We start from the raw sequence: 23,859 nt of genomic DNA on the forward strand, positions 1-23,859 counted from the left end.
TCAGGGTGTTGCCCCGCATGAAGGGGATGATCCAGTCCGATCTCGCGGATCGGTTGGGCCTGACCTTTCAGCGGATCACAGGCCCGGGTCGGCGGCGCCCGGCGAAGGCCGAGCATCGCCTTTGTGGTCCGGGCGTTAGAGCCTATAGCTGGGCCCGGCCCGCGCCGTTTCAACGGCAGGCCACAGGAGCTCGAACGACACCGTGCTGGACGCCTTTCTCGGCAAACGCCCCGGATCGGAGCCGCTGTTCGCGGCGCTGAGGCAGTGCCGTGTCCACTTCGTCGGCGCGGCGGTGTTCAGCGCCCTCGTCAATCTGCTCTATCTGACCCCGACCCTCTACATGATGCAGGTCTATGACCGGGTGGTTCCGACCGCCGGCCTGACGACCCTGGTTCTCGTCAGCGCCGTGACCGCCTTCGCGCTCGCCTCCCTGGCGGCGCTGGACTGGCTGCGGACCCGGATCCTGATCCGGGCCGGAATCCAGCTGGATCGCGACCTGGCCGGGACCATCCTTGCGCGCGTCACCGAGGCGGGCGGCCGGACCCAGGGCGTTCAGGCCCTGCGCGACTTCGACGCCCTGCGCGGGGCCGTGTCGGGACAGGGCGCGCTCGCCCTGTTCGACGCGCCGTGGACCCCGATCTACCTGGCCTGCTGTTTCCTGCTGCACCCCGCCGTCGGCGTGCTGACCCTGGTCGGCGGGATGGTTCTGGCGGTCCTGGCCTGGCTGAACGAGCGCGACACCCGGCCGCGTCTGGGACGCGCCAGCCGCGCGGGCAACGCCGCCTACGCCGCCCAGGAAGCCCTCTCCGGCCAGTCCGAGATCGTCCAGGCCCTGGGCATGCGTCGCGCCATCATCGCCCGCCAGCTGGAGGGCCGCCGCACGGCCACAGACGCGCAGGCCGAGGCCCAGTTGACCGGCGGCCGCTACTCCGGGGCGATCAAGTTCGTGCGTCTGGCCCTGCAGTCGGCCGCGCTCGGCCTCGCCGCCTTCCTGGTGGTGAAGGGACAGATGTCGCCGGGCTCGATCATCGCCTCTTCGGTCCTGCTCAGCCGCGCGGTCATGCCGATCGAACAACTGGTCGGCGCCTGGCCGACGCTGGTCCAGGCCCGGACCAGCTGGAAGAGCCTGGTCGATCTGTTCACCAAGACCGCCGGTCACGGCCAGCCCCGGACCGCCCTGCCCGCTCCGACCGGTCAGGTCTCGGTCGAAGGGATCGCCGTCCGCCTGCCCGGGACGGAGACCCCGCAGCTGCGCGGCGTCTCGTTCAAGGTCGAGCCGGGACAGGTGCTGGGCGTGATCGGGGCCAGCGGATCGGGCAAGACGACGCTGGCGCGGGTGCTGGCCGGGGCCCTGACGCCCGATTCCGGCTCGGTCCGTCTGGACGGCGCGGACTACGGGGCGCGTGATTCGGACGGTTTGGCCCGCCATATCGGCTACCTGCCCCAGAACCCGACTCTGTTCGCCGGCACAATCAAGGAGAATATCTCCCGCTTTGCGGATCCCTCGCCCGAGACCGACGCGGCCGCCGTGCGCGCGGCCATCGCGGCCGGCGTGCACGAGCTGATCCAGCGGCTGCCCAACGGCTATGACACCCCGCTGGGGTCGCAGGGTTCCGGCCTGTCGGCGGGACAGTCCCAGCGCATCGGCCTGGCCCGCGCCCTCTATGGCGATCCGGTCCTGCTGGTGCTGGATGAACCGAACGCCAGCGTCGATCAGGACGGCGAAGCGGCCCTGATCGCCGCTGTCGACGCCGCCGCCGCGCGCGGCGCGGCCGTGGTCATTGTCGCCCACCGCGCTGGCGTCCTGGCCAAGGCCGCTCGCCTGCTGGCCCTGCGCGACGGTGTCGTCCAGGTTGAAGGCCCGAGGGAGGAGGTCCTCGCCCGCATGCGGAGCCCACGGCCCGCAGGCCTGCATGAGGTCAAGGCCGGATGAGCGTTCAGTCCCCGGCAGACGCCGCGCCCTCCGGGCCGGGCCTTGTGGAGCCCCAGACCGCCTCGCCGCGTCGCGAGCTGATCCTCGGCGGCATCATCATCGCCCTGTTCTTCGTCCTGTTCCTGGGCTGGGCGGCGCTGGCCCCGCTCGATTCCGGCGCCTATGCGCCCGGCCAGGTCGCCGTGACCGGCAACCGGCAGGCGGTCCAGCATCGCGAGGGCGGCACAGTGACCGCCCTGCACGTCGCCGAGGGCGACAAGGTCCGGCAGGGCCAGGTCCTGGTCGAATTGTCGACGGGCGAACTGACCGCCGCCGAGCGGGGCCTGGCCGGACAGGTCTATGCCCTGATGGCCCAGCGTGCGCGCCTGATCGCCGAACGCGACAAGCTGGCCGCCATCCCCGTCCCGGCGGAGTTCACCGGTCTGTCGCCCGAAGATCGCGCCCTGGCCGACGAGGCCATGCGGTTGCAGCGCCTCCAGTACGGCGCCCGCAGCGCCGGGCGGTCGACCGAGGTCGGGGTGCTGCGCCAGCGCATCGGGCAGCTGGAAGAGCGGATTCAGGGCTATCAGCGCCAGATCGAGTCCAATATCGAGCAGCGCCGCCTGATCGGCGAGGAGCTGGAGGGGCTGCGGTCGCTGGCGGCCCAGGGCTATGCGCCCCAGACCCGCGTGCGGTCGCTCGAACGCGACGCCGCCGGGCTGGACGGCCAGCTCGGTTCGCTCCGGGCCGAGGTCGCCGGAACGCAGCAGCAGATCGGCGAGACCCGACTGCAGATGCTGACTATCACTACCGGGATGAACGAGGACGTCTCCGACCAGCTTCGCACCATCGAGGTGCAGCTGAACGAGACCCGGCCGCGGCTGTCCTCCCTGCGTGACCAGATCGAGCGCAGCCTGATCCGCAGCCCCGCGACGGGACAGGTCGTGGGACTCGCTGTCTTCACCCAGGGCGGCGTGATCCAGCCCGGACAGGTGCTGATGGAGGTCGTGCCCGACGCCGCGTCCCAGGTCATCGTGGCCGAGATCAATCCGGCCGACATCGACAACGTCCGCGTCGGACTGGAGACGGAGGTGAAGTTCCCCGGTCTTCGCGAACGCGACCCGCCGATCATCCACGGCCGTGTCACCCGGCTGTCGCCCGACACCTTCACCAACGAACAGACCGGCGTCCGCCACTATCGCGCGGAGATTTCCGTGCCTCCCGCCGAGATGGAGCGGCTGGGTCAGGCGGCGCGCGAGATTCGTCCGGGCTTCCCGGTCGAGGTCGTGGTGCTGCTGCGCAAGCGGACCGCCCTGTCCTATCTGATCGAGCCCCTGACCCGGAACCTGTGGCGGTCAGGCACCGAACAGTAGTCAGCCGATGCGGCCGAGCTCCAGATACCGGGCCAGGTAGCGGCCGTAGTCCGAACCCTTCGTCCGGGCGACCGCCGCCTCCAGCGCCGCGTCGTCGATGAAGCCCATCTGGTGGGCGACCTCTTCAGGGCAGGCGATCTTCACGCCCTGACGCTGTTCCAGCGTTCGGACGAACAGGGCGGCGTCGAGCAGGCTCTCGGGCGTGCCGGTGTCCAGCCAGGCGAAGCCACGGCCGAGCCGTTCGACGGTGAGTCGGCCTCGCTCGAGATAGGTGCGGTTGACGTCGGTGATCTCGAGTTCGCCTCGCGCCGACGGCTTCAGCCCGGCGGCGATCTCCACGACCTCTGCGTCGTACAGATAGAGACCAGTGACGGCCCAGTTCGAGCGTGGCTTCGCGGGCTTCTCCTCGATCGAAGTCGCATGGCCGGCCGCGTCGAACCCGATGACGCCATAGCGGTCAGGATCACTGACCTGATGGGCGAAGACGGTCGCGCCGCCGCCCTCGGCCGCGCGCACAGCGGCCTTGAGACGCTCCACCAGGCCGTCGCCGTGGAACAGGTTGTCGCCGAGGATCAGGGCGGAGGCGCCCCCGGCGACGAACTCTGCGCCGAGCACATAGACCTGGGCGATACCGCCGGGCGTCGGCTGGGCGAGGTAGGAAAGCGACAGACCCCACTGGCGGCCGTCGCCGAGCAGGGACTGGAAGGCGCGGAGATCGCGCGGCGTGGTGACGATCAGGATCTCGCGGATGCCCGCCAGCATCAGGGTCGTCAGCGGATAGTAGATCAGCGGCTTGTCATAGACGGGCATCAACTGTTTCGACGTCACCGCCGTCATCGGATGCAGCCGCGTGCCCGCGCCGCCGGCCAGAACGATACCCTTCATGGCGCGACCTTTTGTAGTTGGAGTTCGGCGACGATGTCCGCGACGGCGATGCGCCAGTCCCGCATTGTCACCCCATAGTCGCGCGCCAGACGTTCGCAGGACAGGCGCGAATTGGCGGGACGGCGAGCCGGAGCCGCCCGTTCGGCGGCGGGTATGGGGACGATGGTCGTGCGTGATCCGGCCCGCCGCAGCGTCTCTTCCGCCAGTCCGGCCCAGCTGGTCTCGCCCGCGTTGACGTAGTGGTAGACACCGGTCGGCGCCGTCGGGTCGGCGACCATGGCCAGGGTCAGGGTGACCAGCACCGCCGCCAGATCATCGGCCGACGTCGGACTGCCGATCACGTCGGCGACGACGGGCAGGTCCGACCGGCTCGCGGCGGCGTCGAGGATGGTGCGGACGAAGTTCCTGCCCCGGGCGCTGACGACCCAGGCCGTTCGGACGACCGCTGCGCGGGTGTTGCCCGACAGCACAGCCTGCTCGCCGGCCAGTTTCGACGCGCCATAGACGCTGATCGGCGCCGTCGCATCGTCCTCGGCATAGGGCCGGTCCAGGGCACCGTCGAAGACGCAGTCGGTCGAGAGGTGGACCAGCGGGATGCCCGCCCGGCGTGTCGCCTCGGCCAGTCGTGCGGGAACCTCTGCGTTGGCGAGGAAGGCGTCGTCCTGTCGCGTCTCCGCCGCGTCGACCGCGGTGAAGGCGGCCGCGTTGATCACGGCGGCGAAGGGGGTGCGAGCGAAGGCCCCGGCCAGTTCGGCCTCGTTCGTCAGGTCGAGGTCTGTCCGCGTCGGGCGGTGCAGCCGCACGTGGTCCGGCCAGGCCGCATGGGCCAGGGCCTGGCCCACCTGGCCGTGTCCGCCGGCGATCAGGATGTGAACCGGCTCAGCCACCGGCCAGTCCCCGCCGTGCCACCGCGTCGCGGTCGGCGAGGATCGCGCCCCACCAGTCGCTATGCTCCAGATACCAGGCGACCGTGTCCCGGACGCCCTGTTCGAAGCCGACCTGCGGCTCCCAGCCAAGGTCAGCGCGCGCCTTCGACGGATCCACCGCGTAACGCCGGTCATGGCCGGGCCGGTCCTCGACGAAGGCGATCGCCCCGGCATGGGCCTGACCGTCCGGGCGCGGGGCGAGGTCGTCGAGGGCGGCGCAGATCGTGCGCACCAGGTCGATGTTGGTCCGCTCGGCTCCGCCGCCGAAGACCCAGGTCTCGCCCGGCCGCCCCCGTTCGAAGGCCGCCCGCATTCCCCGGACGTGGTCATCGACATGCAGCCAGTCGCGCACGTGCAGGCCGTCGCCGTAGACCGGCAGGCTCTGACCGGCGAGCGCCCGCAGGACCATCAGCGGGATAAGCTTCTCCGGAAACTGGAACGGGCCGTAGTTATTCGAGCAGTTGGTTACCAGGACCGGAAGGCCATAGGTGTGGCCCCAGGCGCGAACCAGATGATCGGCCGCCGCCTTCGTCGCTGAATAGGGCGAGCGGGGATCGTAGCGGGTCGTCTCGTCGAAGGCGCCGGCGGGGCCCAGCGATCCGAACACCTCGTCGGTCGAGACCTGATGGAAGCGGAACGCCTCCGCCGCCTCGCCTCGCAGCCCGCGCCAGTGGTCGAGCGCCGCCTGCAGCAGGACGAAGACCCCCACGACATTGCTGTCGACGAACGGCCCCGGCCCGTCGATCGAGCGGTCGACATGGCTTTCGGCCGCCAGATTGATGATCACGTCCGGAGCGAAGTCCTCGATCGTCGAACGCACCAGCGCCACATCGGAGATATCACCCTGGACGAAGGTGAAGCGCGGGTCCGCGCGCACGCCGTCGAGGGCGGCCGGACTGGTCGCATAGGTCAGGCTGTCGAACACCAGGACCCGGGCGTCGGAATTCGCGATCATCTCGCGCGTCAGGGCCGAGCCGATGAAGCCCGCGCCACCCGCGACCAGAATCCGAGATGCCGCCAAGCCCGCCCCTTCGCCCCGGATCATTCCGGTTCTTCCACGTTTCTAGAGGCGCGCAACGACCCCGACCAGTGGCGCCGGAGATCGGGCTTGCTCCTGCCGTTGCGCCTGCCCATATCGGGTCACGGCCGACGCCCTGCCGATCCCGGGGGGCCTGAAGCCGCAGTCGCTTGCCGAGGACTGACCCATGACGACCCGAACCGTGTTGTTCGACAGCCCCTTCCTGCTGGGCTTCGACCAGACCCGCGCCCTGATAGACCGCGCCGCCAAGGCCGCGGCCGAGAGCTATCCGCCCTATAACGTCGAGCAGCTGGGCGACGACGCCGTGCGCATCTCGCTCGCTGTCGCCGGCTTCGCGCCCGACGACCTCGCCATTACGCTCGAGGGACGCCAGCTGACCATCGCCGGCAAACGCGAAGCCGCCTCGCCGGATCAGGCCTTCCTGCATCGCGGCATCGCGGCGCGCGGCTTCGTGCGCAGCTTCGTCCTCGCCGACGGCCTTGAGGTCGAGGGCGCCCGACTCGAGCACGGCCTGCTGCACGTGGATCTGCTCCGGCCCGAAAATGTCGAGCCGGTCCGGCGCATCCCGATCAGCGTCGGCTGATCCCACCCGAATACCTTCGCCATAAGGCCCCCGCGAACCCGCGGCGCTTCCGGGCGTTGTCACTCTTCAACAAGGAGGCGGTCTCCATGACGCCGATCATGACAAACAAGGATTTCGCCGGTTTCGGCGCGCCCGACCTGGTCTATGTGCGCGAGATCACGGCCGCGGATGTGATGGCTGACGCGATCTCCGATGCGCCGCTGGAAGACGCAAAAGGGCTGGTGATCGATCCCGATCAGACCCTCTATGCCGTGCACGGCGCCGACGGCGAGCGGCTGGCGGTGATGATGGATCGCGAGACGGCCTTCGCCGCCGCCGTGGCGCATGAGCTGGCGCCGGTGTCGGTGCACTGATCGAGAGGCGAGTATTGAGTGGCGAGTGGCGAGCCCGGCCTGATCAGCCGTTAGATCGGAAACCCGGGCGAGGATATTGGCGGCGACACCCTCGCCACTCGTCACTCGCTTCTCGCCACTACCTTCAGGCCGCCGTCGCAGGGACCTTGTCGTCGCGGACGAAGAGGGCGTGAATCGCGTCCTCGGTCCGGGCCTGACGCAGCTGTTCGCGCAGTTCCGGCGAGCGCAGGGCGCGCGAGACGGCGGCGAGGGCCCGCAAATGCTCCGCGCCGGCTTTCGGCGGGGCGAACAGGGCGAACATCAGATCGACCGGGCGATCGTCGACGGAATCATAGGCGACCGGCGTGTCCAGACGCACGAACACCGCCTTGACGCTGTCCAGACCGGCCAGACGGGCATGCGGAACAGCCACGCCCGAACCGAGGCCGGTCGAGCCCAGGGCCTCGCGCTCCATCAGGGCGTCAAAAACGCGGGTCTCGTCCTGGCCCATTGCCTGGGCGGCGGCGGTGGCCAGCACATGCAAGGCCTGCCGCTTCGATGACGCGCCGCTTTTCAGGACGATTCCGTCCCGAACCAGCAGTTCCCCGATATCCATGATCGTCCAGACTCATACTCGAGGTTTTGGGCAGGCCCCTTGTGGGGCGCGCGCCGTCTAGACGGTTCGCGCGCCCCTGGGAAGTCTTATGCGCCAGAACCGTTTACAGAACCGTGTCCATTCAACGACACGGTGCGTTCAGGATCTATCCACCCGACATTGCCGTCGGGGCGGCGATAAACAACCGAAAGCCCCCCGTGAGCGGCGTTCCGGAACAGCACCACCGGATAGCCGGTCATGTCGAGTTCGAGCACTGCGCGTCCGACCGTGATGGTGCGGATCTCCGAAACGCTCTCGGCGATGACCATGCCCGTGGGCGGAGGACCGTCGGTTTCGCCGGCGGTGTCGAACATGGAATCCTCGACCTCATCGTCGGGATTGCGCAACACGATGCTGCGAGCCACGGAAGCCGCAGCCATCTCGGTCTTCTCGGGCGACAGGCCCTTGGGACCGATGTGGTGATCCTTGAGCCGGCGCTTGTATCGCCGCACCCGCTTTTCGAGCTTTTCAAGGCTGTCCGTGAAGGCGGCGTGGGCGTCGCCGCCGAGGCCTGTGGTCACGAGCGATTGCCCGGACGCAAGGCGAACCCAACAGTCCACCTTGAAGCCGTGGCCGTCCTTGGACACCACGACTTCGGCGTCCTGGCCGCCGCGTTCGAAGTATTTTCCGACTCCGTCTTCGAGTTCCTGGGAGATGCGCGAGCCTAACGCTTCGCCGACATCCACGTGCTTGCCGCTGACTTGGACTTGCATGGGGATAGAACGCGACCGACCGCGAAAAGTGTCAATCGCGAACACCGTTTTCACGGTCACGCTTTGTTGTTCGATTAACCCGTCTTCAGCATGCGCCGGCGCTCGACCGACGACGGAATTCGCAGCGCTTCCCGATATTTGGCCACCGTTCTGCGGGCGATGTCGATGCCGGCTTCCTTAAGGATCTCGACGATCCGGTCGTCGGACAAAACGTCGCCATCGCGCCCCTCATGGTCGATCATCGACTTGATCCGGTGACGGACGGCCTCGGCGGAATGGGTCGCGCCGCCATCGGTGGCCTGGATGGCGGCGGTGAAGAAGAACTTCAGCTCGAACACCCCCCGCGGCGTCGAGACATATTTGTTCGAGGTGACCCGACTGACCGTCGATTCGTGCATGCCGATGGCGTCGGCCACGGTCTTGAGGTTCAGCGGGCGCAGGAACTCCACCCCGAAGGCCAGGAAGGCGTCCTGCTGGCGCACGATCTCGGACCCGACCTTCAGGATGGTTTTGGCCCTCTGATCCAGCGACTTGACCAGCCAGTTGGCCTGGGCCGCGCAGTCGGCGACGAAGGCCTTCTCCGTCTCCGTGCGCGCGCCCGCCGAGACCGAGGCGTGATAGCGTTTGTCGACCAGCAGGCGCGGCAGGGTGTCGGAGTTCAGCTCCACCCGCCAGCCTCCGGCCGGATCGGGCCGCACATGGACATCGGGAATGACGGTCTGGGCGATCTCGCCGGCGAAGCCCGCGCCGGGCCGGGGTGTCAGGGCCTTCAGCTCGGAGATCATCTCCGACAGGTCCTCGGCGTCGACGCCACAGACCGTCCTCAAGGCCGACAGGTCGCGTCGGGCCAGCAGGTCGAGGTTGTCGAGCAGGGCCGCCATGGCCGGGTCGAAACGGTTGCGCTCGACCAGCTGGAGCTTCAGGCATTCGGGCACAGACCGTGCCATGACGCCCGTCGGCTCGAAGCCGTGGCAGACCGCCAGCACCGCCTCGACCCGGTCCAGGCCGCAGCCCAGCCGGTCGGCGATCTCGACCAGTTCTGCGCGGAGGTATCCGCCGTCATCGACACCATCGATGAGAGAGAGCGCAATGGCGTGGTCCGTGGCCGAGAACCCCGCCGAGGACGCCTGGTCCTGCAGATGCTCCCACAGGGTCGGATCGTGGCGCTCGGGGCGTTCCCCGCCGTCCCCGTCGTTGAATGAGCCGCCCTTGCCCGCTGCGGACCAGTCCGACAGCCCCGGCTGCTCGGCAGCCTCATCGGACAGGCGGTCCGAGGTGCGTTCGCCCGGCGTGGCGTCGCCATAGACGTCGTCCTCGCGCGCATCGACGGTGGAGGACCGGTCCGACGCCCCGGTGTCGGAGAAGCTCAGTTCGGTGGAATCGGCCGGGGCCTCGCGCGCGATCTCGGCGCCGGCTTCCGGCTCCTCGCGCTGCAGCAGCGGATTTTTTTCGAGTTCGGCCTCGACGTATTCGTCCAGCTCCTGGTTCGACAATTGCAGGAGCTTGATCGCCTGCTGCAGCTGGGGCGTGATGACCAGCCCCTGCCCCTGCCGAACCTCAAGCCTCTGACCGATCACCCGGATGTCCCCCCGAGGGCCGTCGTGGCCCGGAACTTGCTGTCAGGATGACCGCGACCGGTTAACGTCGGCTTTCGCGCGTCGGCGCCTGGGCGGGATGTAAGCTTAACCACTCTTTTTGGCGTCGCATTCACGCTGCCCGTGCCAGCCTGTCACCCTCGACAAGCCGACAGGTCGCGCCCGCCATGATCATGTTCCGCCCCCTGATCCGCTATGCCGACTTCAACGGACGCGCCAGCCGCGGTGAATACTGGCTCTTTGCCGTGCTTCAGGGGCTCTGGTACACCCTGCTGATCGGCTTGGCCGCCGTCTCCATGGGCAGCACCGGGGACACGGAACAGGCTTCGGCCGGCGTGATGATCGCCATCGGTGTGATCATCGCCAGCGTCCTCGCTCTGATCGTGCCCAACTATGCGGTCCTTGTCCGCCGCCTGCACGACAGCGGGCGCGGCGCGATCTGGCTCTGCCTGATGCTGCCCAGCATTCTGAGTTCGGTCATGACCCTCGGCACGATCCTCACCGCGGTCAGCGCCGTCGGCATGGGCGCGAGCCGCGAGGCCTTCGTCGGTACCGCCCTGGCGGGGCTGGGAGCGGCCGGGCTGCTGTCCGTGATCGGCATGGTCTGCCAGCTGGTCCTGTTCGTCCTGACCCTGCTGCCGGGCGCCAAGGGCGAGAACGCCTTCGGCCCCGATCCGCGCGATCCGGGCCAGCGCTACGGCGGCGAAGGCGGTTCCTCGCTGGACGAGGCCCGGCTGGACGCCCTGTTCGCCGAGGCGAAGCGCGCGGGCGGGATCGCCGATGCGCCCTACAAGCCGGTGTTCGATTTCGGACCAGGACCGGGAGCCCCCGCTGCTGCGCCCGCCCTTGCCCCGCGCGCGCCGGTCGCCTGGGGCGGTCCCGCCCCCTCCAACGGCATAACCCCGGCCCCGACCTTCGGTCGTCGCGGGCTCTAGTAGATCCGGAGGGTGAAGGTCTGGCCCGGCGCGACCTGCATCCGGCCCCGCGCATCGCCGACCCCGATCGTGCCGCCCGCCACGTCCCAGCACCCTGCGGAAACGGTGAAGTCGTAGGCGCCCCCCGAGGGAATCGCCATGCCGTCGGGCAGGCGGTTCAGCCCATAGGTCGAGGCGCTACAGGCTGAGATCAGGACGGCGTTCAGCTGACTGCCCGTGGCGTTGACCACCCGGATGGCTCCCAGCGGTTCGCCGGGCCGGATCAGGGGCCCGCCGGTGACGAGGTCGGCGCAGCCGGAGAGGGCCAGGACGCCAGACAGAGCGATGGTGACTTTAAGAGCGTTTTTCATGGTCGTGTCCTCCAGAACAGGGCTGAAGGACGCTGGCTTGGGCGGCCAGGCCTGTCGTCATCCAGATTGATGACGCCGTCCGCGGCTCTGATCGCCGCCTAGGCCGTGCCCAGAGCCAGTCCGGCCAGCAGGGCGGTGACCTCTGCCTGACGTCCGCAGCCGGTCTTCTCCAGCACGCGGCGGATCTGGGATCGCACCGTGGTGATGGCGACATCACCCTCTGTCGCAATCTCTTCGGCCGTCTTGCCGGTCGCGAGACCCTGGGCCACCCGGGCTTCCGAACGGGTCAAGTCGAACAGGGAGCGCATCAGGTCGAGGGAAGGCGACTTGTCCGTCCCGACAGGCGTCAGGACCAGAAGCGCATAACCGTGGCCGAAGATGTCACAGGCGGTGCGCCGGACCGGCAGCATGTGCAGCACGCCCACCGGCTGCGCCAGACCGTTCCGAAGCGGCAAGCTGCAGGATTGCGCACCGTCCGGCGTGCCGATGGCGCCCAGCATGGCGAACAGGGTCTCGTTGGCCGCGCGGTCGGTCAGAAGGATCCTGTTCCCCGCGCGGAATCCGATCTGATCGGCCATCGCCTGGATCATCTCATTGGCCTCGACCACCCGACCGGTGTCGTCGAGCAGAAGAGCCGGCAGCCGCAGGGCGGTCAGGACATCCGCCGCCCCTTCCGCCCGTTGCAGCCCCAGCCGGGCGCTGATCAGGGCGCTGCGCGCCAGGTGTGGACGCAGTGCGTTGAGGGTCTCGACATAGTCCCGCTCGATCGGACCGCGTTCCAGGGCGCGCTCGATGCTGAAGACGATGTTGTCGCCGCTGGGCACCCGCAGCGCCGTACCCGCCGACCAGCCCAGTCCACGCGGCCTGAAGAAATCCCGATAGATGGGGTCGGCCCCCATCTGGTCCTCGCTCCAGAAATCCTGCTCGGTGAAGAAGGCCGGCTCACTGGCGTTCATGAGGCAGACGCGGCGGCTGCAGCGTGTGAACCAGCCGTCATTCACATAGTCGGAGAAAACCTCACGGACCGTGTCCGACGCCGTCCAGTGCAGGGCCTTGCGGGCGGAAAAGAGCAGACCGCCACGCGATTCCGTCATACCGGCGATCTCGTCCAGCACTGTGGGCCACAGCTCCGGGACGACGGAACACTCGTAGATCCGGTCGATGAATTCAGACTGCATCGGCACCTCCGCCGCCCATCTGACGGTGTTATGCGGCGGTCGTAAAGAGCGGCGGTCCGGGTCCGGTCGCGGGGAGGTCAGGCACCAGATCGACATGGCGCTCGACCTCTCCGCGCTGGAACAGGAGATTGTTTCCAGCTCGGCCCCGTGCGTTTGGCGCGAGGCGAACGGCGGCGAATCAGAGGGTTACCCGGCGCACGCATCGGGTTCGGCCGCTGGGTCCGGACACATCCACGCGTGCCACGATCCGGGTGCCGGACGCCCGTCCGAGGGACACGGACCCCAGGGCCTGCACCTGACCGGCAAGAAGCGCGAACTCCCCCCCCTGTGACACGCTGGAGCTTCCCGCGGGCCCCGAGGTCTCCACGGTCAGCTGATAGGAGCCCGACAGGTCGATCCCTGATCGGGCGACCGGCCGAAGCTGGGTTCCATCCGGCGTCTGCACCACCTCGATGTCGCATTGCACCTGAGGCGTGATGGCCATTTGACCCGGCATGGCGAGGGCGCTTCCCGACAGGCCGAGAGTCACAGCCGCGATGGCGGCCGCAGAATTTCGGGCGTTCATGTTCATCTCCATCTGGAATGAGGGTGAGCGGGACGGCGGCCGGCAAACCGCCGTCCCGGTGCCGGATCAGTAGCCGCCCTGGATGGTCAGGGTGACGTTGCCGTCGCCGACCTGGCGGGTGCGGGTGGTCTGGCCGCGGCCCACCTGGATGATGCCCGAGATGTTGTTGGAGCCGGCCTGTTCGGCCACGGCCGTATGGCCTGAACCGATCTGGGCGATGCCGGAGATGTTGTTGTTGCCGTCCTGATGGGTCCGGGCCGAGAGATCGGTGCCGGACTGACCGGTCACGGAATAATTGTTGCGGCCGTTCTGCTGGCTGCTGACGCCGTTGCGGGACCCGTACTGGGTGCTCTGGACGAAGTTGCGGAAGCCCCGCTGGCGGCTCTGGGCGGCGTTGGACGACCCGAACTGTTCCGAGATCACACGGTTCCAGCGCCCGTTCTGGGCGGCGGAGGAGGAATTGGCCGAGCCATACTGGTCGATGACGATGGCGTTCTGGGCGCTGGCCTGGGTCGCGCCCAGGGTCAGCAGCAGGGTGGCGGCGGTGGCCGCAAGGATCGTGCGTTTCATGGTGTGACTTCCTCGCTGTGTCCGCGACCGGCCCGATGCCGGTGCGGATTGCAGCCAAGGTTAATCACCCGCGAACTGAGGCCAGGCTGAAGTCGGCATTCACGGCCGGTTCACCGGCCCGGAAGGCCTCAGCCGTAAAGATCGCCGAGATAGACGCGGCGCACCTCGGGGTCGTGGATGACCTCGTCGGCGGTGCCCTCGAACAGGACCGAACCGTTCGAGATGATCGAGGCGCGGTCGATGATGTCGAGCGTCTCGCGGACATTGTGGTCGGTGATCAGGACCCCGATCCCCTCGCCCGCCAGATAGCGGATGACCTGGCGGATGTCGGCGATGGCCAGGGGATCGATGCCGGCGAAAGGCTCGTCCAGCAGCATGAAGCTGGGCTTTCCGGCGAGGGACCGCGCGATCTCGACCCGGCGGCGCTCGCCACCCGACAGGCCGGTCGCCGGGGCATGGCGCAGATGGTCGATGTGCAGTTCTTCGAGCAGGCGGGTGGTCTCGGTCTCGATCGCCTTGCCGGTCTCGTTCAGCTCGACGACCGACATGACGTTCTGCTCGACCGTCATGCCGCGGAAGATCGAGGCTTCCTGCGCCAGATAGCCCAGACCCATGCGGGCGCGCTGGTACATCGGCTGGGCCGTGATGTCCTCGCCGTCCAGCCAGATGGAGCCGCTGTCGGCCGGGATCAGGCCGGTGATCATGTAGAAGCAGGTGGTCTTGCCGGCGCCGTTGGGGCCGAGGAGGCCCGCGACCTCGCCGCGCTGGACGGTCAGGGAAACGTCCGACACCACCTGACGCGCGCCGAAGGCCCGGGCGATGTTGCGCACCCGCAGGCCTTTTTCAGGCGCAGGTTCTGGCGCGACGGCGTTCGCGGCCTCGCGGTCTTCCAGGTTGAGGGCTGAGAGTTCCTTGCGGGCCATCGAGGGCTAGTTTGCGCCCTGCGGATAGAAGACGCCGCGCACCCGGCCGCCGTTGGTCGCGGTTCCGCCCTGGATCCGCGCCTGGCCGGTATCGACATTGTAGGTCAGGCTGCCCCCCGTCAGGACGTTCTGGCCCTGGGTCAGGATCACGTCGCCGGTCACCACGACGGTGGCGCTGGAGACGGTGTAGACGGCCCGGTCGCCCCGGATCGTCTCGTTGGGGGTGACGTAATAGACCTCGCCCGAGGCTTCGATGCGCGTCAGGGCGCCCGCAGCGTCGCGCGCCCCCTCGATGGCGTTGGCGCGCAGACGGGTGTCGCCCTGGGTGATCTCCGCGCGGCCGCGCAGGGAAACGGCCGTATTCGTCAGCTCGCCCGTGTCAGCGCCGTAGCCGATCGGTTGGTTGCTGACGCTCGCGCGCGTCTGGGCGACCGCCATGCCGCCGAGCCCGAGGGCCAGGAGGCTCGCGCCGGTCAGGATGAGGTGGCTGGTCTTCATGTCATTCACCGGAAGCGGGGTTGATGGTCCCCCGCACCTTGTTATCGCCAGAACCCGTGAACACGACCCGCTGGCCCTGTTCATGGATGGCATAGGACGTTGCCGAGATGGTTCCAAGGGGTCCGCGTCCCTGGACGCCCTTGTCGCCGGTGACGACGCCGGTCGCCGTATCGACCACAGCCTCCGGCGTCGTCAGGACAAAGCCCGACCCCCCATCGGAAATCCGCACGTTCGGGCCGATGGTCACCGTGCGTTCGGCCTCGTTGTAGATGCCCGCGTCCGCGGTCATCTCGGTCACGCGGGTGCCGCCGAGATTGAGCCTGAGCACCGGGCCGTTGAGCCGGAACCGGCCGGTCGCCGGATCCCGAACCGCGCCCTGGGCGCCGATGATGAAGGACCGGCCCTCCGCGTCCTGGCCGTGGAACATGGGGTTGTCGAGACGGATCTCCTTCGCCGCGCTGGCCTCGCGCTCGACTCCGGACATGACGGTGCGGAACACGGTCCAGGTCAGGGCCCCGCCGGCGAGCACCACGATCAGGATCGGCAGCAGGCGGCGGTACAGCTGGACCCGCCGGGAGCGCGAACGCCAGCGACCGGCCTGCTGGGCCAGCCGGGCCTCGTCGGCACGCTTCCTGTCGTTGCCTGCGTCGAACGTCATGTGTGCGCGAAGATATCCATCTCGTCCCAGCCGCGCAGATCGAGGCGGGCGCGGACGGGCAAGAAGTCGAAACAGGCCTGGGCCAGCTCCATCCGTCCTTCGCGGACCAGCATCTCGTTCAGCCGGCGCATGATGACATGCAGGTGCAGGACGTCGGAGGCCGCGTAATCCAGCTGGGCCTGCGACAGCTCCGCAGCGCCCCAGTCCGAGGACTGCTGCGCCTTCGACAGGTCGATGCCCGCCAGTTCGCGCGCCACATCCTTCAGTCCGTGCCGGTCCGTATAGGTGCGCGCCAGTTTCGAGCCGATCTTGGTGCAATAGACCGGCCCGGTCTCCACGCCGAGGTGCAGCTCGACCATTGCAATGTCGAAGCGGCCGAAGTGGAAGATCTTCAGTACGTCCCGATCGGCCATCAGCCGCTTCAGGTTCGGGCAATCATAGTCGGGCCGGTTCAGACGAACGACATGGGCGTCGCCGTCGCCGGCCGAGAGCTGAACGACGCACAGGGGGTCGCGGCGGAATCGCAATCCCATCGTCTCGGAATCGACGGCGACCTCGGGCCCAAGGTCCAGGCCGTCCGGGAGGTCGCCTTCATGCAGATAAACGGTCATGCCTTCCCCTAAACCAGCAGGGACGCCGAGGCGATAGCGCACGACCCTGCGCTCAGGCAGAGAGACTCCGGGCGTCGAGGGATAGCGCGCCAAAAAGAAACGGCGCCGCATCTTGCGATGCGACGCCGTTCGAAACTGGTGCCCAGGAGAGGACTCGAACCTCCACGACATTTCTATCACTGGCACCTGAAGCCAGCGCGTCTACCAATTCCGCCACCTGGGCCCCGGAGAACCGCGCCGAAACGCGTTCCTGACCGGAAGGCGCGGACCCTTAAGGCAGTGTACGGAGCGGGTCAACACGGTTTTCGGCGGTTTCTCGCCGCTTCGCGCCAAGCCCTGCGTTGCGAGCGCCGGGTCCATCGTCTATCCCCCGCCTGTCAGGCCCATGCGGCCTTTCCAGACGCCCCTTCGAGGAATCCCCGATGTCCGTATCCAACCCCGGCCTGGTCACCGTCTTCGGCGGTTCCGGCTTCGTCGGAACCCAGGCCGTGCGCGCTCTGGCCCGTCAGGGCTGGCGCGTCCGGGTCGCCGTGCGGAAACCGGCCCTGGCGCAGGACCTGCGCATCCTCGGCGACGTGGGCCAGATCCAGCCCGTCCGCTGCGACATCACCACCCCTGCCGACGTCGCCGCCGCCCTGAAGGGTGCGGACGCCGCCGTGAACCTGGTCGGACTGCTGTTCGAAACCCCCGGCCGAGGGTTCGAACAATCCCACGTCGAGGGCAGCCGCAACATCGCGCAGGCCTGCGTCGCCGCAAACGTCGGCCGCCTGGTGCAGATGTCGGCGATCGGCGCCGACGCCCGCTCCGAAGCAGACTACGGCCGCACCAAGGGCGAGGCCGAGGCTGCGGTCCGCGCGGTCAGGCCCGACGCCGTCATCCTGCGTCCGTCGATCGTGTTCGGAAACGGCGACGGGTTCCTGAATCGTTTCGCCGCCATGGCCACGACGGCGCCCGCCCTGCCCCTGATCGGCGGCGGCGCGACGAAGTTCCAGCCGGTCTGGGTCGGCGACGTGGCCGAGGCCATCGCCCGCTCCGTCAGCCGCGCCGACAGCGCCGGCCGCACCTTCGAACTGGGCGGCCCCGAAGTGTGGTCGTTTAAACAGATCCTCGAATACATCCTGCGCGAGACGGGCCGCCGTCGCCTGCTGGCGCCCCTGCCCTTCTTCGCCGCCGAGATGGTCGGGTCGCTGGCCCAGATCACCGCCGTCCTCGGCATCCCCCCGGTGCTGACGCGCGATCAGGTCCTGATGCTGAAGACCGACAATGTCGTGGCGCCGGGCGCCGAGGGCCTGTCGGCGCTCGGAATCGAGGCGACGGGCCTTGAGGCGATCGCACCCTCCTATCTGTGGCGCTACCGCCGCGGCGGCCAGTTCGCGACAAGTCCGGGCGCGGTACAGCCGGAAGCGGCCTGACCCTCCCCCCTCCCGCCGGGAGAGGGACCGACTACAGCAGACGGATTTCCTTCAGCCGCTCGGTCAGGAAGTCCTCGGCCATGATCGACCGGCCCGCATAGCGGTCCGGGTTCTCCGCCGAGATCGTCGACGGCAGGGTCTCGATCACGAAATCCGGGTTGAAGTGCAGGAAGAAGGGCGTGGAATAGCGCGCGAAACTGGCCCGGTCCGGCGCCGGATTGACCACCCTGTGGCTGGTCGACGGCAGGACGTGGTTGGTCAGCCGCTGCAGCATGTCGCCGATGTTCACGACCAGGGCGCCCGGCGGAGGCGCCACCTCCAGCCACTCGCCGTCGGCGTCCTTGAGCTGCAGACCCGCCTCTTCGGCGCCCAGCAGAAGGGTGATGACGTTGATGTCTTCATGCGCTCCGGCCCGCACGCCCGGCGCGCCCGCCGGAACCGGCGGATAGTGGAGCATCCGCAGGATGGAGTTCCCCAGCTCGACCTTGTCCTCGAAGAAGTCGTCGCCGAGCTGCATATAGCGGGCGATGGCCTTGAGCACCTTGCGGCCCAGCTGGTCCAGGGCCTCGAACATCCCGTAGAAATGCGGCCTGAAGCCCGGGACCTCGGTCGGCCACAGGTTGTCGCGCATATACTGCCGATAGGGATGCCCCTCCGGCAGCTCGCGCCCGACATGCCAGAACTCCTTCAGGTCGACGGCCGCCGCCCCCTTGGCCGCCTCGACCCCGAAGGGCGTCAGGCCGCGCGCCCCGCCCGTTCCCGGCTGGTGGTATCGGCGCTTCACCTCTTCCGGCAGGGCGAAGAAGGTCTTTGCGTCGTCGAGGGCCGCCTTGATCACGCTCTCTTCCAGACCGTGATCCGAGATGACGGCGAAGCCGTAGCGTTTGAACGAGGCGCCCAGATCGTCGCTGAAGCCCTGGAAGTCCTCGTCGTAGCGCGACATGGAAACCGGCTCGATGCCTTTGGCGGCGACGGAGGGGGTGTCGGGAGAGGAGGTCACGGGCGGGCCTTTCAGTTCGTGCGCGGCGATCCGGAGACCGACGGGGGAGGCGTTCATACGCCCTGCCGCCGGAAATTGGCAGATTGAGGTCGCAACGCCGCGCCGGCGAGGTTCGTTCATCCCGGGGTCAGGGAGGAACCTTCACCATAAGGCGACGTTTCCGGTCGATACGGAAGCAGACATTCAAAGGACTATCTCATGCGCATGAACCTGATCGTCACGGGCCTCGGCGTCGCCGCCATGCTGGGCGCGACCGCCTGCACCACGACCGACCCCTATTCGTCGGCTCCTCGCCGCAACAACACCGGCACGGGGATCCTGGCCGGAGCCCTCGGCGGCGCGGTGCTGGGCTATCTGACCAACACCTCGGACGGAGAGCAGGGCCGTCGCAACGCCCTGATCGGCGCCGGCGTCGGCGCCCTGGGCGGCGCGGCCGTCGGCAACTACATGGATCGCCAGCAGCGCGCCCTGGAGGCCGAACTCTCGGGCACCGGCGTCGGCGTGGCGCGCCAGGGCGATAACCTGGTCCTGCGCATGCCCTCGGATGTCACCTTTGCGGTGAACCAGTCGAACATCGAGCCGCGCTTCGACGCCGTCCTGGCGGACGTCGCGGCGGTGCTGCAGGACTACGACCGGTCGTTGGTGGACATCGTCGGCCATACCGATTCCTCCGGCGGCGACGCGATCAACCAGCCTCTGTCGGAGCGCCGCGCCATCGCGGTCGCCGACGCCCTGATCGGACGCGGCGTGCTGCGTGAACGGCTGTTCGTCGCCGGCCAGTCCTCGCGCGTTCCGGTCGCCTCCAACGCCACGGTCGAGGGCCGCGCCCAGAACCGCCGCGTCGAGATCCTGATCCGTCCCTTCACGGGCTGATCCGCCAGTAACGTGGAGCACCGCCGCCCGTCGAGCGGCAGCGGTTCCCGGAGTGAGTTCGGCCGGCGTCCATCGGGCGCCGGCCGAATTATGTTTAAAGCACACGGTTCAGTGACTTGCGTCCTGATGTCTGTTGTGGTCCCTGAGCATTCTGACGACTCGGGGGAGCGGCATGGATCAGGACATCTGGAATCGCGGCGACGGCCATCTGGCCCAGGGCGCGAAGATGGTCGCCGCAGCCGTCGCATCCGCTGTCCTCACCGCCACCCTCGTGATCGCGATCGGCCAGTCCGTGGTCGACCGCCAGGTGTCCACGCGTCCGACCTCCGACGCCGTCCTGATCCGCACCAGCGGCTGAGCCCCGGCTTGCGGAAATCCGCGACGCAGCGTCACCTGCACAGGTGACCGCCCCCGCCCGCATCCCCCTCTCCGCCCCCGACATCGGCCTCGCCGAACGCGCCCGCCTGCTCGAGACCTTCGATGCCGGCTGGGTCTCCTCCGCAGGCCCGGTGGTCGAGGCCTTCGAACGGGCCTTCGCAGAAGCGACCGGTTTCGCCCATGCCACGGCCGTCTCATCCGGCACTGCCGCCCTGCATCTGGCCCTGACGATGCTGGATCTGAGGGCCGGCGACGCCGTCATCTGTCCGACCCTGACCTTCATCGGCGGCGTCAGCCCCATCGTTCATGCGGGGGCCCGACCGATGTTCGTCGACTGCAGCCCCGCCGACTGGAATCTTGATCCCGGCCTGCTCGAACAGGCCTTCGATCGGGCCAGGACCGAGGGACTGACCGTCCGCGCGGTGGTCCCCGCCGACCTCTACGGCCAGTGCTGCGACATCGACGCGATCCGGGAGATCGCCGACGCCCACGACGTTCCGGTCATCCTGGACTCGGCCGAGGCCGTCGGCGCGACCCTGAACGGACGCCACGCGGGCCACGGGGCCTCGGCCGCCGCCTTTTCCTTCAACGGCAACAAGATCGTCACGACCGGCGGCGGCGGCATGCTGGCCTCCGACGATGGAGCGCTGGTGGCGCGCGCCCGCAACCTGGCCGCCGCCGCCCGACTGCCGGCGGTTCACTACGAACACGCCGAGGTCGGCTTCAACTATCGCATGCTCAGCCTCGCCGCGGCCCTGGGCCTCGCCCAGATGGAAACGCTGGAGGCCAAGGTCGCCCGTCGCCGCGCCATCTTCGATCGCTATGAGGCCCGGCTGGGAGGGCGATACGGGGTCGCCTTCGCGCCGGAGGCCCCCGGCCGCCGCCACACCCGCTGGCTGACCGTCATGGTGATGGACCGGGAAATCACCGGCGTCGGCCCGGAGCGGCTCCGGTTGTCGCTCGACGCGGCCAACATCGAGGCCCGGCCGGTCTGGAAACCGATGCACCTGCAGCCCGTGTTCAGAGACGCCCCGATGATCAACGACGGCGTCGCCGAGGTGTTGTTCGCCAACGGCCTGTGCCTGCCTTCGGGGAGCGGCCTGACCGACGCCGAGGTCGACCGCGTCTGCGACGTCATCGAGACCGCCTTCGACGCCTGAACGCGACAGCGGACCGCTCGCCTGCCGGCTGCAGACATTGGCCCGCCGGATGCGATGCTCTATGTGTCTGACATGGGGTCGCTTTCCGAAACCGCGCTCGACGCGGACGAGCTGTTCCGCAGCGACGACGTCGTCGTGCGGCGCGTACCCGCAGGGCCGTCCGATCGCTGGGTGGTGACCTTCGATCACTACGCCATCGGTCCGGGGTTCGACCGTCCGGGTTTCGGCGAAGCCTATCTGCGATCCGAGGGCATCTCGGCGATCCATGTCATGGGTCGCTCCGAGGACTGGTACCAGTATCCAGACATGGCGGCGGCGCTGGCGACCGTCCGGACAGCGACGGCAGGGGCCGACCGGGTCGTGACCTATGGCTCCAGCATGGGCGGATATGCGGCCCTGCGTTTCGCGGACGCCGTCGGGGCCACAGACGCCCTGGCGCTTTCCCCCCAGTATTCGATCGATCCGAGGGTCGCGCCACAGGAGTTGCGCTGGACCCAGGACGCAAAGCGGATCCGTTGGCGGCCGGAGTTGAGCGGCCCTGTTGTCTGCTCGGCTCGCCCGGTGGTTCTGTTCGACCCCACGGGTCCCGATCGCTGGCATGGCGAACGCATCGAGCAGGACCTGGGTTTCCGCGCCATTCGCCTGCCCTACACCGCCCATCCGGTCACGACCTATCTGGCGGATGTCAGCCTGCTCGGGCCGCTTCTGAAGGATGTGCTCGCCGGGGATTTCGAAGCCCGAGGCTTTCAACGCGAGGCGCGCCGTCGCCGGGCGCGAAACGGGATCTATCTCGGAGAACTCGCCGCGGCCCAGCCGCAACACAAGGCCGCGACGGCCCTGGCCCTGGCCAGGCGCGCCGTCGACGTCAGCCCCGGCAACTATCATGCCCAGGTCAGCCTGGCCCGCCTGCTCAGCCGCGAAGGACAGCATGACGAGGCGCTGACGATCCTGGACAGCGTCGTGCAGACCAGCGATCGCGGCCTGACCTATGTCGTCGACTATGGCAACGCCCTCGTCCTGGCCGGCCGGATCGCGGAGGCCCGGGTCATCGTCGACGAGGCCCTGTCACGAACCAGCGACGTGGCCCACCTTCACGCCTGGGCGGCGCACATCTGCTGGCTGAACCATGAGAAGGCCCTTGCACGAGGTCTGATCCGGCGCGCCGTCATGCTGGATCCGGGAAACACGCCCTATCTCCGGGCCCTGATCGACTATTGGTTCGGCGCGCCGCTTCCAACCGGCCGTCGCGGGGTCAGAACGACCCCGTGGCTGCGCTTCGTCCGCTGGGTGATGAAAGGGCCGCTGAAGCCGAATGCAAGCGATCGAACCTTGCGGCCCTTCTCTTTCCGCCGACGCGACGATCCGGCCTCGGGCGGCGCAAGCTGACGATCAGACGCCCTCGCCACGCTGGACGATCACGCCGATCGAGGTCGTCGCGAAACCCATGAGGGCGGCGACCAGGTGGGGCTGCTCCCGATAGGGCGGGACGTCAATATAGACGTCCATGGGCCCGGTTCCCGGCTCGAAATCGAACACTGCCGCCTTGTGACCGGCCGCGTTCAATCGCTCTGCCAGCCTTTCCAGGTCGCTGCGCCGGAACAGGACGGTCGCCAGTTCGTCGACGGTCTCGGTGTTGGAGCTCACGTTGAACTCGGTCGTATGGACGGCCCAGCCGCCGGGCTTGAGGCAGGCTACCGAGTTGAAGATGAAGTCGAGGCCCTTCTCGATCGAACCCAGATGCTCGAGGGCGCAGGCCGACCAGCAGAAGTCAAAGTCGACGAGGTCTGCCGGGATGTCGTTCATGTTGCACTGACGGAGCGAGACATTGCGTTCGAACAGGTCGTCAGGACAGACCTGCGGGCGACGCAGCGCCGCCTTGTCGATCGCGTGCTGGGACGACTGCGCCCAGCCCTCGGCCGCCGCTGCGGCGGGGCTGAGGTCCGTGGCGACGATTTCACAGCCCTCGGAGGCGAAGAAGGCGGGCAGGGGCTCAAGGCCGACGCCGAAGCCGAGGCCGCGCGCGCCCGGTTTGACAGCGCCCCGCTCCCACAAGGCCTGGCAGATGAAGACGAACTCCCAGAGCTTGCGGTGATAGCGCAGCGCCTCGCCCAATCGGGCCGCCCAGAAGGAGAAATAGGGTTCCTCGAAGCTGGACTGGCGGCAGAGGGTCGCGACCGGAAAGGCGTTCGCGGCCGGCTGGCCGGGCACGAGGGCCGGCTGATTGCGCCAGAGTGAAGGGTCCGGCAGGGACATCGAACCGAGGACGGTCCGCATCTCGCGTCGGTGTTCGTTGAACGCGAACCACATCGCGTCCTGATACTGGTTGATCACCCGAAGGCGGTCCTCGGCGCGACGAAGGCGTTCCGGAAGTCCCGACAGAATCTTGAAAAATCGAAGCATGGCGCGTTCCGAACTGAGACGTCTGCCGGCACGTTCGGCAACGCGCGGATAAGCCATAAAGGCGTGCACGGTTTGCCGATGACCTCGACCGAGGTCAACCGCGATGACCGATGCGGGCCGTTGCAATCCGGAAGGACTGCAAAAACAAACGGACCCGCCGATCTCGAACGAGAAGGGCGGGCCCGCAGTGTCTTGTCTGATTTCGTCAGGGCTTTCGCCCGACGCCTCCAGCGTCTTCGAGTTCGGTCTGATCGGGTCCCGATCCCTTGCGGGATCGGGGCCTTTTCAGTCGTCCTAGAAGTTGATGCCGATGGTGGCGCGACGGTTCAGAGGCT

The 23,859-nt window shown here is 68.3% G+C and carries 26 protein-coding genes and 1 tRNA gene; 10 read left to right on the forward strand and 17 right to left on the reverse strand.

The features are described from left to right. Window positions 1-202 precede the first annotated feature (202 nt). Both Q0044_RS10590 and Q0044_RS10595 read left to right on the forward strand, forming a co-directional pair. Window positions 203-1,933 carry a type I secretion system permease/ATPase gene (locus tag Q0044_RS10590; RefSeq protein WP_298162102.1) on the forward strand — a complete coding sequence of 577 codons (1,731 nt, stop codon included), beginning with the start codon at window positions 203-205 and terminating at the stop codon, window positions 1,931-1,933. Continuing rightward, window positions 1,930-3,285 carry an HlyD family type I secretion periplasmic adaptor subunit gene (locus tag Q0044_RS10595; protein WP_298162103.1) on the forward strand — a complete coding sequence of 452 codons (1,356 nt, stop codon included), beginning with the start codon at window positions 1,930-1,932 and terminating at the stop codon, window positions 3,283-3,285. The genes Q0044_RS10590 and Q0044_RS10595 overlap by 4 nt, the downstream gene beginning before the upstream one ends. Here Q0044_RS10595 and rfbA read toward each other — a convergent pair whose 3' ends face one another. Genes rfbA through rfbB form a run of 3 tightly spaced genes read right to left on the reverse strand, consistent with a single transcriptional unit; the run spans window position 3,286 to window position 6,117 of the window. Further along, window positions 3,286-4,170: a glucose-1-phosphate thymidylyltransferase RfbA gene (gene rfbA, locus Q0044_RS10600; protein ID WP_298162104.1), complete on the reverse strand. Its 885-nt coding sequence runs from the start codon at window positions 4,168-4,170 to the stop codon at window positions 3,286-3,288. Further along, window positions 4,167-5,057, reverse strand: a complete 891-nt coding sequence (rfbD, locus tag Q0044_RS10605; RefSeq protein WP_298162105.1) for a dTDP-4-dehydrorhamnose reductase — start codon at window positions 5,055-5,057, stop codon at window positions 4,167-4,169. Before rfbD ends, rfbA begins: the two co-directional genes overlap by 4 nt. Then, complete coding sequence (rfbB, locus tag Q0044_RS10610; protein WP_298162106.1) at window positions 5,050-6,117, reverse strand: dTDP-glucose 4,6-dehydratase; 1,068 nt, start codon at window positions 6,115-6,117, stop codon at window positions 5,050-5,052. The genes rfbD and rfbB overlap by 8 nt, the downstream gene beginning before the upstream one ends. A 184-nt stretch (window positions 6,118-6,301) precedes the next feature. Between rfbB and Q0044_RS10615 the strand changes: the two genes are divergently transcribed. Beyond that, window positions 6,302-6,718: an Hsp20 family protein gene (locus Q0044_RS10615; RefSeq protein WP_298162108.1), complete on the forward strand. Its 417-nt coding sequence runs from the start codon at window positions 6,302-6,304 to the stop codon at window positions 6,716-6,718. Window positions 6,719-6,804: 86 nt separating this feature from the next. After that, window positions 6,805-7,071, forward strand: a complete 267-nt coding sequence (locus Q0044_RS10620; RefSeq protein WP_298162109.1) for a DUF1150 family protein — start codon at window positions 6,805-6,807, stop codon at window positions 7,069-7,071. Between the two features lie 124 nt (window positions 7,072-7,195). On the opposite strand, the gene ptsN is transcribed toward Q0044_RS10620, so the two are convergent. The 3 genes from ptsN to rpoN all read right to left on the reverse strand — a co-directional run bounded on the left by ptsN (window position 7,196) and on the right by rpoN (window position 9,995). Beyond that, window positions 7,196-7,666, reverse strand: a complete 471-nt coding sequence (gene ptsN / locus Q0044_RS10625; RefSeq protein ID WP_298162111.1) for a PTS IIA-like nitrogen regulatory protein PtsN — start codon at window positions 7,664-7,666, stop codon at window positions 7,196-7,198. Window positions 7,667-7,752: 86 nt separating this feature from the next. Continuing rightward, a complete protein-coding gene (gene hpf, locus Q0044_RS10630) occupies window positions 7,753-8,418 on the reverse strand; it encodes a ribosome hibernation-promoting factor, HPF/YfiA family (protein ID WP_298162136.1) in 666 nt (221 codons plus the stop codon). A gap of 74 nt (window positions 8,419-8,492) precedes the next feature. After that, window positions 8,493-9,995: an RNA polymerase factor sigma-54 gene (gene rpoN / locus Q0044_RS10635; protein WP_298162113.1), complete on the reverse strand. Its 1,503-nt coding sequence runs from the start codon at window positions 9,993-9,995 to the stop codon at window positions 8,493-8,495. 185 nt (window positions 9,996-10,180) lie between these two features. Here rpoN and Q0044_RS10640 point away from each other — a divergent pair, with 185 nt between their 5' ends. After that, window positions 10,181-10,948: a DUF805 domain-containing protein gene (locus Q0044_RS10640; RefSeq protein ID WP_298162114.1), complete on the forward strand. Its 768-nt coding sequence runs from the start codon at window positions 10,181-10,183 to the stop codon at window positions 10,946-10,948. On the opposite strand, the gene Q0044_RS10645 is transcribed toward Q0044_RS10640, so the two are convergent. The 9 genes from Q0044_RS10645 to Q0044_RS10685 all read right to left on the reverse strand — a co-directional run bounded on the left by Q0044_RS10645 (window position 10,945) and on the right by Q0044_RS10685 (window position 16,524). Next, complete coding sequence (locus tag Q0044_RS10645; protein ID WP_298162116.1) at window positions 10,945-11,298, reverse strand: hypothetical protein; 354 nt, start codon at window positions 11,296-11,298, stop codon at window positions 10,945-10,947. The two genes, Q0044_RS10640 and Q0044_RS10645, sit on opposite strands and share 4 nt — an antisense overlap. A gap of 98 nt (window positions 11,299-11,396) precedes the next feature. Beyond that, on the reverse strand, window positions 11,397-12,476 hold the full coding sequence (locus tag Q0044_RS10650) for a helix-turn-helix transcriptional regulator (RefSeq protein ID WP_298162118.1): 1,080 nt from the start codon (window positions 12,474-12,476) through the stop codon (window positions 11,397-11,399). Between the two features lie 178 nt (window positions 12,477-12,654). Then, a complete protein-coding gene (gene csgH / locus Q0044_RS10655; protein ID WP_298162119.1) occupies window positions 12,655-13,041 on the reverse strand; it encodes a curli-like amyloid fiber formation chaperone CsgH in 387 nt (128 codons plus the stop codon). Between the two features lie 66 nt (window positions 13,042-13,107). Then, window positions 13,108-13,611 (reverse strand): hypothetical protein, encoded by a 504-nt coding sequence (locus Q0044_RS10660; RefSeq protein ID WP_298162120.1) that lies wholly within the window; start codon window positions 13,609-13,611, stop codon window positions 13,108-13,110. 128 nt (window positions 13,612-13,739) lie between these two features. After that, window positions 13,740-14,534 carry an LPS export ABC transporter ATP-binding protein gene (gene lptB, locus Q0044_RS10665; RefSeq protein ID WP_298162121.1) on the reverse strand — a complete coding sequence of 265 codons (795 nt, stop codon included), beginning with the start codon at window positions 14,532-14,534 and terminating at the stop codon, window positions 13,740-13,742. A 6-nt stretch (window positions 14,535-14,540) separates the two neighbouring features. Then, entirely contained in the window at window positions 14,541-15,032 is a 492-nt protein-coding gene (locus tag Q0044_RS10670) for an LptA/OstA family protein (protein WP_298162123.1), read from the reverse strand. Between the two features lies 1 nt (window position 15,033). Continuing rightward, complete coding sequence (gene lptC, locus Q0044_RS10675) at window positions 15,034-15,690, reverse strand: LPS export ABC transporter periplasmic protein LptC (protein ID WP_298162125.1); 657 nt, start codon at window positions 15,688-15,690, stop codon at window positions 15,034-15,036. Next, window positions 15,687-16,301, reverse strand: coding sequence for a ribonuclease D (locus tag Q0044_RS10680; RefSeq protein WP_298162127.1), 615 nt, complete (start codon window positions 16,299-16,301; stop codon window positions 15,687-15,689). Before Q0044_RS10680 ends, lptC begins: the two co-directional genes overlap by 4 nt. A gap of 136 nt (window positions 16,302-16,437) precedes the next feature. Next, window positions 16,438-16,524 (reverse strand) — tRNA-Leu (locus Q0044_RS10685). Window positions 16,525-16,723: 199 nt separating this feature from the next. Here Q0044_RS10685 and Q0044_RS10690 point away from each other — a divergent pair. Next, on the forward strand, window positions 16,724-17,713 hold the full coding sequence (locus tag Q0044_RS10690) for a complex I NDUFA9 subunit family protein (protein ID WP_298162128.1): 990 nt from the start codon (window positions 16,724-16,726) through the stop codon (window positions 17,711-17,713). A 31-nt stretch (window positions 17,714-17,744) separates the two neighbouring features. On the opposite strand, the gene Q0044_RS10695 is transcribed toward Q0044_RS10690, so the two are convergent. Further along, window positions 17,745-18,656, reverse strand: coding sequence for an isopenicillin N synthase family dioxygenase (locus Q0044_RS10695; protein ID WP_298162138.1), 912 nt, complete (start codon window positions 18,654-18,656; stop codon window positions 17,745-17,747). 255 nt (window positions 18,657-18,911) lie between these two features. Between Q0044_RS10695 and Q0044_RS10700 the strand changes: the two genes are divergently transcribed. The 4 genes from Q0044_RS10700 (at window position 18,912) to Q0044_RS10715 (ending at window position 22,510) form a co-directional block, all read left to right on the forward strand. After that, window positions 18,912-19,586 carry a YiaD family glycine zipper/OmpA-like lipoprotein gene (locus tag Q0044_RS10700; RefSeq protein ID WP_298162129.1) on the forward strand — a complete coding sequence of 225 codons (675 nt, stop codon included), beginning with the start codon at window positions 18,912-18,914 and terminating at the stop codon, window positions 19,584-19,586. Window positions 19,587-19,758: 172 nt separating this feature from the next. Next, window positions 19,759-19,944 (forward strand): hypothetical protein, encoded by a 186-nt coding sequence (locus Q0044_RS10705; RefSeq protein WP_298162130.1) that lies wholly within the window; start codon window positions 19,759-19,761, stop codon window positions 19,942-19,944. A gap of 43 nt (window positions 19,945-19,987) precedes the next feature. Further along, entirely contained in the window at window positions 19,988-21,124 is a 1,137-nt protein-coding gene (locus tag Q0044_RS10710; RefSeq protein WP_298162131.1) for a DegT/DnrJ/EryC1/StrS family aminotransferase, read from the forward strand. A gap of 54 nt (window positions 21,125-21,178) precedes the next feature. After that, a complete protein-coding gene (locus Q0044_RS10715) occupies window positions 21,179-22,510 on the forward strand; it encodes a tetratricopeptide repeat protein (RefSeq protein ID WP_298162132.1) in 1,332 nt (443 codons plus the stop codon). A gap of 3 nt (window positions 22,511-22,513) precedes the next feature. On the opposite strand, the gene Q0044_RS10720 is transcribed toward Q0044_RS10715, so the two are convergent. Next, window positions 22,514-23,524, reverse strand: coding sequence for an SAM-dependent methyltransferase (locus tag Q0044_RS10720; protein WP_298162134.1), 1,011 nt, complete (start codon window positions 23,522-23,524; stop codon window positions 22,514-22,516). Window positions 23,525-23,859 lie beyond the last annotated feature (335 nt).

The organism is Brevundimonas sp., from assembly GCF_027484365.1.
In the GTDB taxonomy this organism is placed as follows: domain Bacteria; phylum Pseudomonadota; class Alphaproteobacteria; order Caulobacterales; family Caulobacteraceae; genus Brevundimonas.

Bases quoted from the DNA above. Each gene is read 5' to 3' on its own strand.
- Q0044_RS10595 (WP_298162103.1), top strand. From the start codon at position 1,930: ATGAGCGTTCAGTCCCCGGCAGACGCCGCGCCCTCCGGGCCGGGCCTT.
- rfbA (WP_298162104.1), bottom strand. From the start codon at position 4,170: ATGAAGGGTATCGTTCTGGCCGGCGGCGCGGGCACGCGGCTGCATCCG.
- Q0044_RS10615 (WP_298162108.1), top strand. From the start codon at position 6,302: ATGACGACCCGAACCGTGTTGTTCGACAGCCCCTTCCTGCTGGGCTTC.
- Q0044_RS10620 (WP_298162109.1), top strand. From the start codon at position 6,805: ATGACGCCGATCATGACAAACAAGGATTTCGCCGGTTTCGGCGCGCCC.
- ptsN (WP_298162111.1), bottom strand. From the start codon at position 7,666: ATGGATATCGGGGAACTGCTGGTTCGGGACGGAATCGTCCTGAAAAGC.
- hpf (WP_298162136.1), bottom strand. From the start codon at position 8,418: ATGCAAGTCCAAGTCAGCGGCAAGCACGTGGATGTCGGCGAAGCGTTA.
- Q0044_RS10640 (WP_298162114.1), top strand. From the start codon at position 10,181: ATGATCATGTTCCGCCCCCTGATCCGCTATGCCGACTTCAACGGACGC.
- Q0044_RS10645 (WP_298162116.1), bottom strand. From the start codon at position 11,298: ATGAAAAACGCTCTTAAAGTCACCATCGCTCTGTCTGGCGTCCTGGCC.
- Q0044_RS10650 (WP_298162118.1), bottom strand. From the start codon at position 12,476: ATGCAGTCTGAATTCATCGACCGGATCTACGAGTGTTCCGTCGTCCCG.
- csgH (WP_298162119.1), bottom strand. From the start codon at position 13,041: ATGAACGCCCGAAATTCTGCGGCCGCCATCGCGGCTGTGACTCTCGGC.
- Q0044_RS10660 (WP_298162120.1), bottom strand. From the start codon at position 13,611: ATGAAACGCACGATCCTTGCGGCCACCGCCGCCACCCTGCTGCTGACC.
- lptB (WP_298162121.1), bottom strand. From the start codon at position 14,534: ATGGCCCGCAAGGAACTCTCAGCCCTCAACCTGGAAGACCGCGAGGCC.
- Q0044_RS10670 (WP_298162123.1), bottom strand. From the start codon at position 15,032: ATGAAGACCAGCCACCTCATCCTGACCGGCGCGAGCCTCCTGGCCCTC.
- lptC (WP_298162125.1), bottom strand. From the start codon at position 15,690: ATGACGTTCGACGCAGGCAACGACAGGAAGCGTGCCGACGAGGCCCGG.
- Q0044_RS10680 (WP_298162127.1), bottom strand. From the start codon at position 16,301: ATGACCGTTTATCTGCATGAAGGCGACCTCCCGGACGGCCTGGACCTT.
- Q0044_RS10690 (WP_298162128.1), top strand. From the start codon at position 16,724: ATGTCCGTATCCAACCCCGGCCTGGTCACCGTCTTCGGCGGTTCCGGC.
- Q0044_RS10695 (WP_298162138.1), bottom strand. From the start codon at position 18,656: ATGTCGCGCTACGACGAGGACTTCCAGGGCTTCAGCGACGATCTGGGC.
- Q0044_RS10700 (WP_298162129.1), top strand. From the start codon at position 18,912: ATGCGCATGAACCTGATCGTCACGGGCCTCGGCGTCGCCGCCATGCTG.
- Q0044_RS10705 (WP_298162130.1), top strand. From the start codon at position 19,759: ATGGATCAGGACATCTGGAATCGCGGCGACGGCCATCTGGCCCAGGGC.
- Q0044_RS10715 (WP_298162132.1), top strand. From the start codon at position 21,179: ATGCTCTATGTGTCTGACATGGGGTCGCTTTCCGAAACCGCGCTCGAC.
- Q0044_RS10720 (WP_298162134.1), bottom strand. From the start codon at position 23,524: ATGCTTCGATTTTTCAAGATTCTGTCGGGACTTCCGGAACGCCTTCGT.